The following is a 12,898-nucleotide window of genomic DNA, read 5'->3' as shown; positions in this document are numbered from 1 at the left end:
GGCGCGGTCTAGGTCAGCAACGCCTTCAGCACGGCGTCCAGCAACGGCCGTCCCGTGGCCGTGGCGGCGATGCGCCCGTCCTTCAGAGCGACGAAGCCGTCGGCCAGCAGGTCGGCTAGCCTGCCCTCGTCCACCGATAGGCCCAGCCGCTGCAGCAGGGATAAGGGCACGCCCTCGACCGTGCGCAGGCCCAGCAGCACGCGTTCCTCGTCAGCGTCGCGAGGGTCCAGCACCTCGCGCTCGGCCCAGGGCGAGCCATCGGCGACGCCCTGCACATAGTCGCCGATGCGGCGCCGGGCGACGGTGGCGATCCGGCCTTCCGCGAGGGTCATCCGCCCATGCGCGCCGGGGCCGAGGCCGAGGTAATCCCCGCCGCGCCAGACGTGCAGATTGTGGCTGGAGCGGGCGGCGACGTCGCGGGCGTGGTTGGACACCTCATAGGCCTCGAACCCGGCCGCTTCGAGCGTCCCTTGCGTGGCCTCATAGAGTTCGGCGGCCAGATCCTCGTCGGGCGGCGACCAGGCCCCGCGCGCCACGGCCCGCCCGAAAGCCGTCGTCCCTTCAATGGTCAGTTGATAAGGCGAGACGTGCTCGAACCCCAGATCGAGCGCGGTGGACAGTTCGGCCTGCCAGTCGGCGACGCTCTGTCCCGGCCGGGCGTAGATCAGGTCGATCGACAGGCGCGAGAAGGCCCGTCCCGCCAGAGCGATGGCCCGGCGCGCCTCGTCGGCGGAATGGTCGCGGCCGAGAAACTTCAGCGCCGCATCGTCGAACGACTGCACCCCCATCGACAGCCGGTTTATCCCCGCCTGCGCCAGGGCGGCGTAGCGCCCGGCCTCGGCGTCGGTCGGATTGGCTTCGAGGCTGACCTCTATCGCTCCGGTCGTGGGAAACAGGGCGTGGGCGCGCTCGACCACCGCCGCCACGGCGTCCGGCGGCATCAGCGAAGGCGTGCCTCCGCCGAAAAAGATCGAGGCCAGCGCCCGCGGGCCGACCCGCGCCGTCTGCGCCTCCAGGTCGTCAAGAATGGCCTGCGCCAGCCCCGCCTGCTCCTCGGTCCGCCCCCGGTCGCGCACGACGTTAAAGTCGCAATAGGGGCAGATGCGGGCGCAGTAAGGCCAGTGGACGTAGAGGGCGATGGAGTCTTTTTGGCCCCTATCGCCGCCTTCGCGGAAGGCGGCTGCTTGAGGGGCGGGCTGAGTTTCGCCCCTACCGCCGCCCTCGCGGGGTGCGGCTGCTTGAGGGGCAGGCGCCTCAATCAATCAGCGCCGCCTTGAGTTTGTCGAACGCCCGGCCGCGATGGCTGACGGCGTCCTTTTCGGCGGCGTCCATCTCGGCGAAGGTCTTGTCCGAGCCTTCCGGCTGGAAGACGGGGTCGTAACCGTGGCCGCCGTCGCCGCGCGGCGGGAAGACCAGCTGGCCGTCGACCCGGCCCTCGACCACCACGCAGGGCCCGTCCGGCCAGGCCACCGCCAGGGCCGAGGTGAACCAGGCCGAGCGATCGCGCGAACCGGTCTCCTCCAGCCGCTGCTCGACCTTGCGCATGGCCAGGGCGAAGTCCTTGTCCGGCCCGGCCCAGCGCGCCGAATAGATGCCGGGCGCCCCGTCCAGCGCCGCGACGGACAGGCCGGAATCATCGGCCAGGGCGACCTCGCCCGAGGCCTGGGCCGCATGGCGCGCCTTCAGCATGGCGTTGCCGGCGAAGGTGCTCTCGGTCTCGTCCGGCTCGGGCAGATTCAGCTCTCCGGCCGTGACGATCCGGTAATGTCCGTCCAGCAGCGCTTCGATCTCGCGCGCCTTGCCGGGATTGTGGGTGGCGGCGACGAGCCGCATCCCCTTGATGAGCTTGAGATTCATGGCGCGACCTTACTCCCGTCGAATCCATTGCGAAATGGTAACATCGTTAAACGATATGTAAGTTGGCTTTCGTCCGGGCATGACCTATCTTCATTATCAAGAACGGGGGCCGCACCGTTCAAATGCGAGAAACAACTCGCAATAACGATCCAGCGACGCCGCATAAATGCACAAAAAATGTGCTTTGATGGAGAGACCGATATGCAAGCCATGCGAAAGACCAACATGATGGACCGTCTGGCCCACAGCCTGGGCAACGCCTTCCTGCTGGCCGCCCTGCCGGCCGCAGCGATCGCCCTGATCGTTCAGAGCTTCTGATCCTGTCGGGTTGGAGGGGGACTTTGACGATCGCCATGAACGCCGCGAAGAATAACGCCGCGCGCGGGTCGGCCGGACCCGCCGCGGCGACCGCGCCTGTTCCCCCGGCCTGAGACGCCGCCCATGCGCTTCCCGAATCTGAACCCCGCCGGGAAGTCGAAGCCGCGCCGTCGGCGCAACCCCAATCTGCTCACGCCCAATCTGCGCACCCTCGGCCCTGGCTCGATCGCCAGCGTGCTGAAGATCGCCCTGGACGTCGCCTATGTGGTGATGATCCTCGTCACCGGCCTGCTGCTGCTGCTTTGGGTCGCCTCCATCTTCATTCCGCTCGACAATCTGAACGTCACGGTGTCGGACGGAGCGGACGGCCGCGAGATGCCGTTGTCGCGCCCGCTGCTGCTGTTCGGTCTGGGCGCCCTGACCGCCTATTTCAGCGGCTTCCTGCTGATCCTGCGTTATCTGCGCAAGATTTTCCGCACCCTGACCCTTGGCGATCCGTTCCAGCCGGACAACGTCCGCCGCCTGCGCCAGATCGGCCTGATCCTGGCCGTCGTCACCGGCGGCGTCTGGATCGTTCAGGGTCTGGTCGCCGCGCGTCTGGCGCCCGGCGTGATGGAGCCGCAGGGGATCAGCGACCTGCTCACCCCCGTCTTCTCGGTCCTGGTCGTCTTCGTCCTGGCCGAGGTGTTCCGCGAGGGCGCGCGCCTTCGTCGCGAATCCGAACTGACGATCTGACCGGGACACGCTAAAGCTCACCTCATGGCCATCCGCGTCCAACTTGACAGCATCCTCGCCCAGCGCCGCATGTCGCTGACGGAGCTCGCCGACCGCGTCGGCGTGACCGTCGCCAACCTGTCCATCCTCAAGACGGGCAAGGCGCGGGCCGTGCGCTTCACCACCCTGGACGCCCTGTGTCGCGAGCTGGACTGCCAGCCCGGCGACCTGCTGGCCCATGAGCCCGGTCCGCCGGACGCCGTCGACGACGAGGACTGAGCGTGGCCCGCCGCGGCCCGCCGGCCGCCAGCACCGACGCCGCCCCTGACGCCGCCCCCGACGCCGACGACAAACGCCTGTGGGCGCGGGTCGCCAGCACCGTCACCCCGCCCGTGCGGCGCAAGGCCGCCCGCGTCACCCCCGGGGCCGTCGTCCCGCCTGAAGCCGAGCTTGAGGCGGCCGCGCCGCCCGTCGCGCGCGGCGCCGCCGGCAAGAAGCGCAACGCCGCCCTCACCCCCGCCTCGGCCGGGCGCTCGACGACCCCGGCCTCGGTGCCCCGCGCCTCCAACGCCGCGCCGCCCCGGCCCGCCCCCCGCGCCCAGCCAACGCCCGAAGAGCTTGAGCCCGGCCGCAAGCGCCGCCTGACCCGGGAGCGCGATCCGATCGAGGCGCGCATCGACCTGCACGGCTTCGGCCGGTTCGAAGCCGAAGACCAGCTGCGCGGCTTCCTCATCAGTTGCCAGATGCGCGGCCTGCGCTCGGTCCTGGTGATCACCGGCCAGGGCCGCCGCGGCGGCGGCATTATCCGCGCCTCGGTGCATGAATGGCTGACCGGACCTTATCTGCGCGGCGTCGTCTCCGGCTTCGCCCCCGCCCACCGCCGCCACGGCGGCGACGGGGCGCTGTATGTGACGCTAAAGGGGCGCTAGCCCTGCGCGTTCCTGATCGCCGCCGCGCCCGCGATCGGCGCGATCACCAGGGCGAACAGCACATAGGCGCCCAGCAGAGCCAGCGCCGAGTCCGGGCTCTGACCGCTGGCGGCGCGGGTCAAGGCGCCCGCCCCGAACACCACCGGCGGGATGAACAGCGGCAGCACCACCACGGCGATCAGCAGGCCGCCGCGCCTTGCGCCCAGCGCCAGCGCCGCGCCGAGCGCGCCCGTAAAGGCGAAGCCCAGCCCGCCCAGCGCCGCCGAGGCGCCGGTCAGACCGATCAGTTCCGGCGGCTGGCCCAGCGCCAGAGCCGCCACCGGCGCCGCGACCGCCAGCGGCAGACCCGTGGCCAGCCACTGCGCCAGCGCCTTGATCCCCACCGTCGCCTCCAGCGGCAGGGGGCCGGTCGCCAGCAGGTCCAGCGCCCCGTCTTCCAGGTCCCGCTCGAACATCCGCTCCAGCGACAGCAGCGACGCCAGCGCCAGCGCCATCCAGCTGGCCCCCGAAGCGGCGGGCGCCAGAACACGCGGATCGCCCCCCGCCGCCAGCGGCAGGATGGCCGTCAGACACAGCAGAAAACCGCAGGCCAGCAACGGCCCCCCGCCGCCGCCCCAGGCCAGCGACAGCTCGCGCGCGAACAGGGCGCGGGCGGCCTTCACCGCACGCCCCCTAAATCCAGCGACCGCGCCGCGACCGGCAGCGGATCATGCACGGCGGCCAGGATCATGCCCCCGCCCGCCAGATGCTCGGCCATCAGTTCGGCGGCGACGCCGCGCCAGGCCTCGTCCAGCGGCGCCAGCGGCTCGTCCAACAGCCACAGGGCGCGCGGGGCGGCGACCAGACGCGCCAGCGACAGCCGCCGCCTCTGCCCCGCCGACAGCTTGCGCGTCTCCAGATCCAGCAAGGGCGCCAGTTTCAGCCGCGCGACGGCCGCGTCCATCGCTTCGGCCGACCCGCCCAGCCATTCGACCTGAAAGCCCAGCTCCTGCCGCGCCGTGCGCTGAGGCTTCAAACCCTCGTGATGGCCCAGCAGATGCAGCGCCGAACGCCGCGCGCCCTCGGCCTCCATCTCGCCCTCGGCGTCATGAAAAACGACCGCCCCCGCATCCGGGCGGATGAAGCCCGCCACCGCGCGCAGCAGGCTGGTCTTGCCCGCCCCATTGGCCCCCGTCAGGGCCGCCGCCTCGCCCGCCGACAGGCTGAAACTCAGGCCATGGAACAGCCGCCGCTCGCCGCGCGACAGGCTCAGGGCCTCGATGTCGAGCCGGGTCAGCACTTGCGAATCTCTCTCAATGTCCACGTCGGGGGTGTGGATACATGGACGGCCCACGCGCGCGGGACTATATGCGCAAGCGCCGCAGCAGGCTTTCGCCGCGCGCGCCGGGGACCTGTGCGCCCCGACGTCCAGCGCGCGAAGGCGCAACCGAATTGTCGGGCGGCGTTTGCCAGAGGACTACTCTCCATGCCGTCGATCGACAGCCTCAAAACCCGCCAGGACCTCGCGGTCGGGCGCAAGAAATACGCCTATTACAGCCTTCCCGCCGCCGAGGAAGCCGGTCTGGCCGGGATTTCCCGCCTGCCGCGCTCGATGAAGGTGCTGCTGGAGAACCTGCTGCGCAACGAAGACGGCGTCTCGGTCACCGAGGACGACCTGAAGGCCGTCGCCGCCTGGATCGAGAACAAGGGCGCCGTCGAGCACGAGATCGCCTTCCGTCCGGCCCGCGTGCTGATGCAGGACTTCACCGGCGTTCCGGCCGTGGTCGACCTGGCCGCCATGCGCGACGCGATGGACAAGCTCGGCGCCGACGCCAAGAAGATCAACCCGCTGGTCCCCGTCGATCTGGTCATCGACCACTCGGTCATGGTCGATCATTTCGGCAACGCCGCCGCCTTCGGCCAGAACGTCGAGCGCGAATATGAGCGCAACATCGAGCGCTACAACTTCCTGCGCTGGGGCTCGTCGGCCTTCAACAACTTCCGCGTCGTGCCGCCGGGCACCGGCATCTGCCACCAGGTCAACCTGGAGCACCTGGCCCAGACCGTCTGGACCGCCGAAGAAGGCCGCAAGACCGTCGCCTATCCCGACACCGTCGTCGGCACCGACAGCCACACCACCATGATCAACGGCCTGGCCGTCCTGGGCTGGGGCGTCGGCGGCATCGAGGCCGAGGCCGCCATGCTGGGCCAGCCGATCCCGATGCTGATCCCCGAGGTCGTCGGCTTCAAGCTGACCGGCAAGCTGCCGGAAGGCGCGACGGCCACCGACCTGGTGCTGACCGTCACCCAGATGCTGCGCAAGAAGGGCGTGGTCGGCAAGTTCGTGGAATTCTTCGGTCCGGCCATCGCCGGCATGACCATCGAGGACCAGGCCACCATCGCCAACATGGCCCCGGAATACGGCGCCACCTGCGGCTTCTTCCCGGTCTCTCAGGCCACCATCGACTATCTGACGGCCACCGGCCGCGAGAAGGCGCGCGTCGCCCTGGTCGAAGCCTACGCCAAGGCTCAAGGGTTGTGGATCGACGAGACCTCGGAAGACCCGATCTTCACCGACGTGCTGGAGCTGGACATCTCGACGGTCGTGCCGTCGCTGGCCGGTCCCAAGCGTCCGCAGGACCGCGTCGAGCTGACCAGCGCCGCTCCGGCCTTCGCCACGGCCCTGACCGACGTCTTCTCGCGCCCGGCCGACGCCCCGCGCGTCGCCGTCGAGGGTGAAAAGTTCGATCTGGGCGACGGCGACGTGGTCATCGCCGCCATCACCTCGTGCACCAACACCTCCAACCCTAGCGTGCTGATCGCCGCCGGCCTGGTGGCGCGCAAGGCCAATGCGCTCGGCCTCAAGCCCAAGCCCTGGGTCAAGACCTCGCTGGCCCCCGGCTCGCAGGTCGTCACCGACTATCTGACCGACGCCGGCCTGCAGAAGGACCTGGACGCCCTGGGCTTCAACCTGGTGGGCTACGGCTGCACCACCTGCATCGGCAACTCGGGTCCGCTGGATCCGGCCGTGTCCAAGGCGATCAACGACAACGGCCTGGTGGCCACCTCGGTCCTGTCGGGCAACCGCAACTTCGAGGGCCGGGTGAACCCCGACGTCCAGGCCAACTACCTGGCCTCGCCGCCGCTGGTGGTGGCCTACGCCCTGGCCGGCTCCATGCATATCGACATCACCAAGGAGCCGATCGGCCAGGACAAGAAGGGCAATGACGTCTTCCTGAAGGACGTGTGGCCGACCTCGGAAGAGATCGCCGCCATCCAGAAGAAGTCGGTCACGCCCAAGATGTTCGCCAAGCGCTACGCCGACGTCTTCAAGGGCGACGAGCACTGGCAGGCCATCCAGGTCGCCGGCGGCCAGACCTACGAGTGGCAGGACACCTCCACCTACGTCCAGAACCCGCCCTACTTCGAAGGCCTGTCGATGGAGCCGACCCCGGTCAGCGACATCGTCGAGGCGCGCATCCTGGGCATCTTCGGCGACTCGATCACCACCGACCACATCTCTCCGGCCGGTTCGATCAAGAAGGCCTCGCCGGCAGGTCAGTACCTGACCAACCACGGCGTCGACGCCCTGGACTTCAACAGCTACGGCGCCCGCCGCGGCAACCACGAAGTCATGATGCGCGGCACCTTCGCCAACATCCGCATCCGCAACAAGATCACCCCGGACATCGAGGGCGGCGTCACCAAGCACTTCCCCTCGGAAGACACGATGTCGATCTACGACGCGGCCATGCGCTACCAGTCGGAAGGCCGTCCGCTGGTCGTCTTCGCCGGCAAGGAATACGGCACCGGCTCGTCGCGCGACTGGGCGGCCAAGGGCACCCGCCTGCTGGGCGTCCGCGCCGTCATCGCCGAAAGCTATGAGCGCATCCACCGTTCGAACCTGGTCGGCATGGGCGTCGTCCCGCTGCAGTTCAAGGAAGACGGCTGGCAGAAGCTGGGCCTGACGGGCGAAGAGATCGTCACCATCCGGGGCCTGACCGACGCCAACGTCGGCAAGCTGAAGCCGCGTCAGGACCTGTGGGTCGAGCTGTTCCGTCCGTCGGACGGCAAGATGGCCCGCTTCCCGGTCCGCTGCCGCATCGATAACCAGACCGAGCTGGACTACTTCAAGGCCGGCGGCGTCATGCCCTACGTCCTGCGCAACCTCGCGCGCGGCGACGACAAGTAAGAGGTCTAAAGCAGCGCGAAAGCGCGTTAGACCAACCAGAATGAAGGCCGGCGGAGCGATCCGCCGGCCTTTTCGTTGAGCCCGCCCCCCTCCCTGCCGTCATCCTCGGGCTTGACCCGAGGATCGAGCGCAGCGGAGCGCTCGCCCTTGCCTAGGCTGCGCAGGCGGACGCCCCGATCCTCGGGTCAAGCCCGAGGATGACGGCGAGGGAGAAGAAGCGCAGAGGAAGGCTTGGCGGCCCAATCGGCCTCGCCGCCGCCTCAGTCCAGTTTCAGCGCCTCGGCCAGCAGGCGCGCCTCGGCGGCGCGGCTGGAGCCGGCGCGCCAGGCGACCACGATCTCGCGATGCGGCGCGTCTTCGGAAATGGGCCTAACGACGACGCCCGGACTGTCGGCCAGCCCCGCCTTCACCGCCATCTGCGGCAGGAAGCTGACGCCCAGTCCCGAGGACACCATCTGCACCAGCGTATGCAGGGAGGTGGCGGCGAAGACGTCCTCGCCGCGCGGCGCCTCGATATTGACCGCCGCCAGGGCCTGATCGCGCAGGCAGTGTCCGTCTTCCAGCAGGATCAGGTCGTCGGCCTTCAGCATTCCCTCCGGGATCGGCCCAGCGCCCGCCAGCGGATGGCCGACGGGGGCGGCGGCCAGGATCTCGTCGTCGCCGATATGGGCGTGGTCGATCCCCGGCGCGTCGTAAGGCAGGGCGATGACGGCGGCGTCCAGCTGGCCCGCCTTCAGCCCGGCGATCAGGCGCGGCGTCAGGTCTTCGCGAATGAACAGGCGCAGGCCCGGATACAGGGTCTTCAGCCCCGGCAGAGTGCGCGGCAGCAGGAAGGGCGCCACCGTCGGGATGATCCCCAGGCGGAACCGGCCCGACAGCGGCTTGCCCGCGTTCTGGGCCGCCTCGACCAGGTCCTCGGCGCGCGCCAGCACGTCCTCGGCCCGGCGCACCGCCTCGGCCCCCACGGCGGTCAGGATCACCGCCCCGCGCGTGCGCTCGACCACGGCGGCGCCCAGGACGCGCTCCAGCTCCTGCACCCCGGACGACAGGGCCGGTTGGCTGACATGGGCGGCCTCGGCGGCGCGGCTGAACGAGCCGTGCTCGGCCAGGAGCTTCAGATATTGCAACTGGCGCAAGGTGGGCAGGACGGACATGGGTCACGCTGGTTGTTGGGGAGGCGGCTCCAGACATAGGCGTCGCCTATGCCGAAATCAAAAGCCATCGATCGTTTCTATGGAGACGACGGCGGATGGCGCGCATCATAAGACAAATCTATTCGCATGAGCAAAATGATCGATTTGACTTAAGCAGCGCCAAGGCCCATCTCATGGCCTCGACGGTTCGCCCTCCCCGGCGAGCCGACGGTCAATATCATTCGTCTCTAGGAGAAGCGCGATGCTCGGCGTCGGTCAAAAACTGCCTGATTTCAAAATTATCGGTGTGAAGCCGGGCTTCAACAGCCACGAAGAAAACGGCGCCTCGGCGTTCGAGCCGATCACCCAGGACAGCTTCGAGGGCAAGTGGAAGGTCATCTTCTTCTACCCGAAGGACTTCACCTTCGTCTGCCCGACCGAAATCGCCGCCTTCGCCAAGCTGGGCAAGGACTTCGAGGACCGCGACACCGTGGTTCTGGGCGGTTCGACCGACAATGAGTTCACCAAGCTGGCCTGGCGTCGCGACCACGCCGACCTGAACAAGCTGCCGATCTGGCAGTTCGCCGACAACGGCGGCAAGCTGGCCCGCGCCCTGGGCGTGCTGGACGAAGAAGAAGGCGTGGCCCTGCGCGCGACCTTCGTCGTCGACCCGCACAACGTCGTCCAGCACGTCTATGTCACCAACCTGAACGTCGGCCGTTCGCCGGAAGACACGCTTCGCGTCGTCGACGCCCTGCAGACCGACGAACTGTGCGCCTGCAACCGCCCGGTCGGCGGCGACACCCTGGCCGCCTAAGCCCACCGGCCCAAAGGTCGAAAACGACCAGGCCCGGACCGCGTGAGTAGGGTCCGGGCCGCCCCTCGACATAGGCGGCGGCGGGCGACTGTCGCCGCCTTTGTTAGTTTTAGGGCGCTATCGTCCTTCGGACTGCTTGAGCGCGTTTGGAGCGCGATCGTCCCGGACGGCTTGAGCGCCCCTTCACGCCATTTGCGGCTCAAGCAGCAAGCGACCGCGTCGCGCGCGATAGCCGCTTCCTGAAAGGAACCAAAATGTCCATCGACGCCCTGCGCGACCTGATCCCGGCCTATGGCAAGGACATCTCGCTGAACCTGTCCTCGCTCGCCAATGAGACCGTGCTGAACGACCAGCAGAAGTGGGGCTGCTTCCTGGCCTCGGCCCACGCCATCGGCGTCGGCCCTGTGGTGAAACTGATCGAGGCCCACGCCGCGACCGTTCTGTCGCCCGAAGCGATGAACGCCGCCAAGGCCGCCGCCGCCATCATGGGCATGAACAACATCTACTATCGGTCGCTGCACCTGATGAAAAATCAGGAATACACCACCCTGCCGGCCAAGCTGCGCATGAACGTCATCGGCAATCCCGGCGTCGACAAGCTGGACTTCGAGCTGTGGTCCACCGCCGTGTCGGCCATCAATGGCTGCGGCGCCTGCATGGACGCTCACGAAGGCGAACTGCGCAAGCACGGCACGCCGAACGTCCAGATCCAGGCCGCCCTGCGCATCGGCGCCGTGGTCCACGCCGCCAGCCGGATCATCGCCTCCGAGACGGCGCTGCGCGCCTGATCCCGGTCGGCAGCCCATACGAGAAAGGCGCGGATCGTTTCCCGCGCCTTTTTTCTTGGCCGCCCCTCCCCAGAGGCGCTCAGTCGGCGTCGGCGGCCTCTTCGACCAGCTCGCGCATCAGGTCGACCACCAGCTTCTGCTGACGCGACGACAGGCGCGGCGCCAGCCGCCCGATCTCGATCGTCTGACGCGTGGCGGGAAAGTCATGCACGAACGGCTCGGCCTCGTCCTCGGCCATGCCCGGCTGAGCGGCCTTGGTCAGGCCCTCGAAGAAATAGCCGATATCCACGCCGAAGAAGCGGGCGATGTCCCACAGTTTGGACGCCGAGATGCGGTTGGCGCCCTTTTCATACTTCTGCACCTGCTGGAAGGTGACCCCCAGCGCCTGACCCAGATCGGTCTGATTATAGCCCAGGGCGATGCGCTTCTCGCACACGCGCCGCCCGACATGCCGGTCCACCAGATGGGGACCCTCCGTCCCCGAACGCCTGATCATCTCCAGCCCCTTCCCGGTTGCACTGGTATCCACATGCCGCGCGCTCCCTCCCCTGTCATGCGCTTTCGCGTCACAGGGGCGCCGCCGGCATCTTATCATGCTTAACGATCCGCTCCCGCATTTCCGGCGCGACGACGCCCCGCCGTCAGCATGATCATCATCAGGACGGCAAACCCCAGATCGCCCCAGCGACCATAGAGGGTCGGCGGCGCCGGCTGCGGCAGACGCACGTCGATGATCCCCGCCTGGCCTGGGTCCAGTCGCCGCCCCTCGACGATCCGCCCCCACGGATCAATCATGGCCGATACGCCCGTGGGCGTCGCCCGCGCCACCGGCAGGCCCGTCTCCAGCGCCCGATAGGAGGCCAGGTTCAGGTGCTGGCGCGGCCCCGACGTCTTGCCGAACCAGGCGTCGTTGGAGACGTTGACGATCCACGCCGGGCGCGTCGCCGCCGCCGCGGGGGTGAAGCCGGGATACAGGGCCTCGTAACAGATCAACGGCTGCACGCTCGGAGCGTTGGCCAGGCTTATCGGCGCGGGCGCAGGCCCGGCGCTGAAGTCCGCCGGCACATGCACCAGGCTGCGCACGCCGATCCGGCCCATCAGATCGCCCAGCGGCAAGTATTCGCCGAACGGCACCAGCCGGTGCTTGTCGTAGATCGGGCCGATGCGCAGCCCCGCCGCCCCTTCGTCGTGCAGGGCGAACAGGCTGTTGTAATAGCGGGCGCCGGTTTCAGCGCGCGGGTCCGGCTCGCCCCGGCTCAGCCCCGCCAGCAGGGTCTGGCCCGTCTGAAGCGCCGCCGCCACCGCCTGGGCGTCCGACGAAGAGAACAGGTCGTTGGCCGTGGTCGGCAGGGCGCCCTCGGGCCAGATCACCACGTCGGGCAGGGCCTCGGCCGGGCGCGCGGTCAGCTCCAGATAGCGGCCCAGGATGGCGTGATAGGCCTCCGGGCTCCACTTGTAGTCCTGTGGAATATCGGCCTGAACCAGACGCACCACGGTCGGCGTCTCGACCGCCTGCGCCGAGGACAGGCGCGCGGCCCCGAAGGCGAACAGACCGGCCAGCGTCAACACGCCCAGCCCCGCCGCGATCAGGCGCGGGCGACGCGGCCCGGCGTCGGCCAGCGGCGCCAAAGCGCTGACCGCCGCCACCGTGATCAAGCCCAGCCCATAGACCCCGACGACCGAGGCGAACTGCGACATGGCCGACCCGGCCGCCCAGCCCGCGCCGGCCGGATTCCACGGAAAGCCGGTCAGCACATGGCCGCGCGTCCACTCCAGCAGGGCGAACAGGGCGGCGAACAACACGACGCGCCGCGCTCCGGCCGGACGGAGCCAGCGATAGGCCAGCGTCGCCAGCCCCCAGAACAACCCCATGCCCGCCGGCAGCAGGCTGGCCGCGAAGGGCGCCATCCACGCTTGGGCCGGATTGACCAGAAAAGCCTCGGCCACCCACCAGCAGCCGATGAAGAAATAGGCGAAGCCCGCCAGCCAGCCGACCCAGAAGCCGCCCTTCATGCCGCCTGCCCGATCGGCCAGCAGCAACAGCAGCGGATAACCCAGCAGACCCGGCAGAACGCCGAACGGCGGGTGGACCAGGGCGGCGCCCGCCCCGGCCAGAAGCGCCAGGGCGATCCGGCCCCAGCGGTTGTCCATCAGGCCCATGAAGCGGGCGG

The 12,898-nt window shown here is 69.0% G+C and carries 13 protein-coding genes; 6 read left to right on the top strand and 7 right to left on the bottom strand.

The window, feature by feature from the left end; translation table 11 throughout:
* Positions 1 to 8: 8 nt before the first annotated feature.
* Together hemW and rdgB are read right to left on the bottom strand one after the other, a co-directional pair.
* A complete protein-coding gene (gene hemW / locus ACLBV5_RS08710; RefSeq protein ID WP_447605480.1) occupies positions 9 to 1,139 on the bottom strand; it encodes a radical SAM family heme chaperone HemW in 1,131 nt (376 codons plus the stop codon).
* A 115-nt stretch (positions 1,140 to 1,254) separates the two neighbouring features.
* Positions 1,255 to 1,857 (bottom strand): RdgB/HAM1 family non-canonical purine NTP pyrophosphatase, encoded by a 603-nt coding sequence (gene rdgB, locus ACLBV5_RS08705; protein ID WP_392354682.1) that lies wholly within the window; start codon positions 1,855 to 1,857, stop codon positions 1,255 to 1,257.
* 441 nt (positions 1,858 to 2,298) lie between these two features.
* Between rdgB and ACLBV5_RS08700 the strand changes: the two genes are divergently transcribed.
* From ACLBV5_RS08700 to ACLBV5_RS08690, 3 genes are read left to right on the top strand one after another with little or no spacing between them, the layout of a single operon-like run.
* Positions 2,299 to 2,910 (top strand): DUF2975 domain-containing protein, encoded by a 612-nt coding sequence (locus ACLBV5_RS08700; protein WP_235599159.1) that lies wholly within the window; start codon positions 2,299 to 2,301, stop codon positions 2,908 to 2,910.
* A 24-nt stretch (positions 2,911 to 2,934) separates the two neighbouring features.
* Positions 2,935 to 3,168, top strand: a complete 234-nt coding sequence (locus tag ACLBV5_RS08695; protein ID WP_447605417.1) for a helix-turn-helix domain-containing protein — start codon at positions 2,935 to 2,937, stop codon at positions 3,166 to 3,168.
* A gap of 2 nt (positions 3,169 to 3,170) precedes the next feature.
* On the top strand, positions 3,171 to 3,818 hold the full coding sequence (locus ACLBV5_RS08690; RefSeq protein WP_447605416.1) for a Smr/MutS family protein: 648 nt from the start codon (positions 3,171 to 3,173) through the stop codon (positions 3,816 to 3,818).
* Here ACLBV5_RS08690 and ccmB read toward each other — a convergent pair.
* Together ccmB and ccmA are read right to left on the bottom strand one after the other, a co-directional pair.
* Positions 3,815 to 4,480, bottom strand: coding sequence for a heme exporter protein CcmB (gene ccmB / locus ACLBV5_RS08685; RefSeq protein WP_313633593.1), 666 nt, complete (start codon positions 4,478 to 4,480; stop codon positions 3,815 to 3,817). The two genes, ACLBV5_RS08690 and ccmB, sit on opposite strands and share 4 nt — an antisense overlap.
* Positions 4,477 to 5,097 carry a heme ABC exporter ATP-binding protein CcmA gene (ccmA, locus tag ACLBV5_RS08680; RefSeq protein ID WP_447605415.1) on the bottom strand — a complete coding sequence of 207 codons (621 nt, stop codon included), beginning with the start codon at positions 5,095 to 5,097 and terminating at the stop codon, positions 4,477 to 4,479. The genes ccmB and ccmA overlap by 4 nt, the downstream gene beginning before the upstream one ends.
* A 186-nt stretch (positions 5,098 to 5,283) precedes the next feature.
* Between ccmA and acnA the strand changes: the two genes are divergently transcribed.
* Entirely contained in the window at positions 5,284 to 7,989 is a 2,706-nt protein-coding gene (acnA, locus tag ACLBV5_RS08675; RefSeq protein WP_447605414.1) for an aconitate hydratase AcnA, read from the top strand.
* 260 nt (positions 7,990 to 8,249) lie between these two features.
* Here the strand turns inward: acnA and ACLBV5_RS08670 are convergent, their stop codons facing one another.
* Positions 8,250 to 9,143 (bottom strand): hydrogen peroxide-inducible genes activator, encoded by an 894-nt coding sequence (locus ACLBV5_RS08670; protein ID WP_303683121.1) that lies wholly within the window; start codon positions 9,141 to 9,143, stop codon positions 8,250 to 8,252.
* Positions 9,144 to 9,384: 241 nt separating this feature from the next.
* On the opposite strand from ACLBV5_RS08670, the gene ACLBV5_RS08665 reads away from it, so the two are divergent.
* Together ACLBV5_RS08665 and ACLBV5_RS08660 are read left to right on the top strand one after the other, a co-directional pair.
* On the top strand, positions 9,385 to 9,939 hold the full coding sequence (locus ACLBV5_RS08665; RefSeq protein WP_253111594.1) for a peroxiredoxin: 555 nt from the start codon (positions 9,385 to 9,387) through the stop codon (positions 9,937 to 9,939).
* A gap of 254 nt (positions 9,940 to 10,193) precedes the next feature.
* Positions 10,194 to 10,727: a carboxymuconolactone decarboxylase family protein gene (locus ACLBV5_RS08660; RefSeq protein WP_134581979.1), complete on the top strand. Its 534-nt coding sequence runs from the start codon at positions 10,194 to 10,196 to the stop codon at positions 10,725 to 10,727.
* 79 nt (positions 10,728 to 10,806) lie between these two features.
* On the opposite strand, the gene ACLBV5_RS08655 is transcribed toward ACLBV5_RS08660, so the two are convergent.
* Together ACLBV5_RS08655 and lnt are read right to left on the bottom strand one after the other, a co-directional pair.
* Positions 10,807 to 11,223 carry a helix-turn-helix domain-containing protein gene (locus ACLBV5_RS08655; protein ID WP_392354676.1) on the bottom strand — a complete coding sequence of 139 codons (417 nt, stop codon included), beginning with the start codon at positions 11,221 to 11,223 and terminating at the stop codon, positions 10,807 to 10,809.
* 101 nt (positions 11,224 to 11,324) lie between these two features.
* A complete protein-coding gene (lnt, locus tag ACLBV5_RS08650; RefSeq protein WP_447605479.1) occupies positions 11,325 to 12,887 on the bottom strand; it encodes an apolipoprotein N-acyltransferase in 1,563 nt (520 codons plus the stop codon).
* Between the last annotated feature and the right edge of the window lie 11 nt (positions 12,888 to 12,898).

The organism is Brevundimonas sp. M1A4_2e (assembly GCF_053345555.1).
The sequence above is the reverse complement of the archived record's forward strand: the minus strand, read 5'-3'. Positions and strand labels throughout refer to the sequence as shown.

Coding starts and splice junctions, on each gene's coding strand:
- ACLBV5_RS08695 (WP_447605417.1), top strand. CDS start 2,935: ATGGCCATCCGCGTCCAACTTGACAGCATCCTCGCCCAGCGCCGCATG.
- ACLBV5_RS08700 (WP_235599159.1), top strand. CDS start 2,299: ATGCGCTTCCCGAATCTGAACCCCGCCGGGAAGTCGAAGCCGCGCCGT.
- lnt (WP_447605479.1), bottom strand. CDS start 12,887: ATGGGCCTGATGGACAACCGCTGGGGCCGGATCGCCCTGGCGCTTCTG.
- rdgB (WP_392354682.1), bottom strand. CDS start 1,857: ATGAATCTCAAGCTCATCAAGGGGATGCGGCTCGTCGCCGCCACCCAC.
- acnA (WP_447605414.1), top strand. CDS start 5,284: ATGCCGTCGATCGACAGCCTCAAAACCCGCCAGGACCTCGCGGTCGGG.
- ACLBV5_RS08670 (WP_303683121.1), bottom strand. CDS start 9,143: ATGTCCGTCCTGCCCACCTTGCGCCAGTTGCAATATCTGAAGCTCCTG.
- ACLBV5_RS08660 (WP_134581979.1), top strand. CDS start 10,194: ATGTCCATCGACGCCCTGCGCGACCTGATCCCGGCCTATGGCAAGGAC.
- ACLBV5_RS08665 (WP_253111594.1), top strand. CDS start 9,385: ATGCTCGGCGTCGGTCAAAAACTGCCTGATTTCAAAATTATCGGTGTG.
- ACLBV5_RS08655 (WP_392354676.1), bottom strand. CDS start 11,223: ATGATCAGGCGTTCGGGGACGGAGGGTCCCCATCTGGTGGACCGGCAT.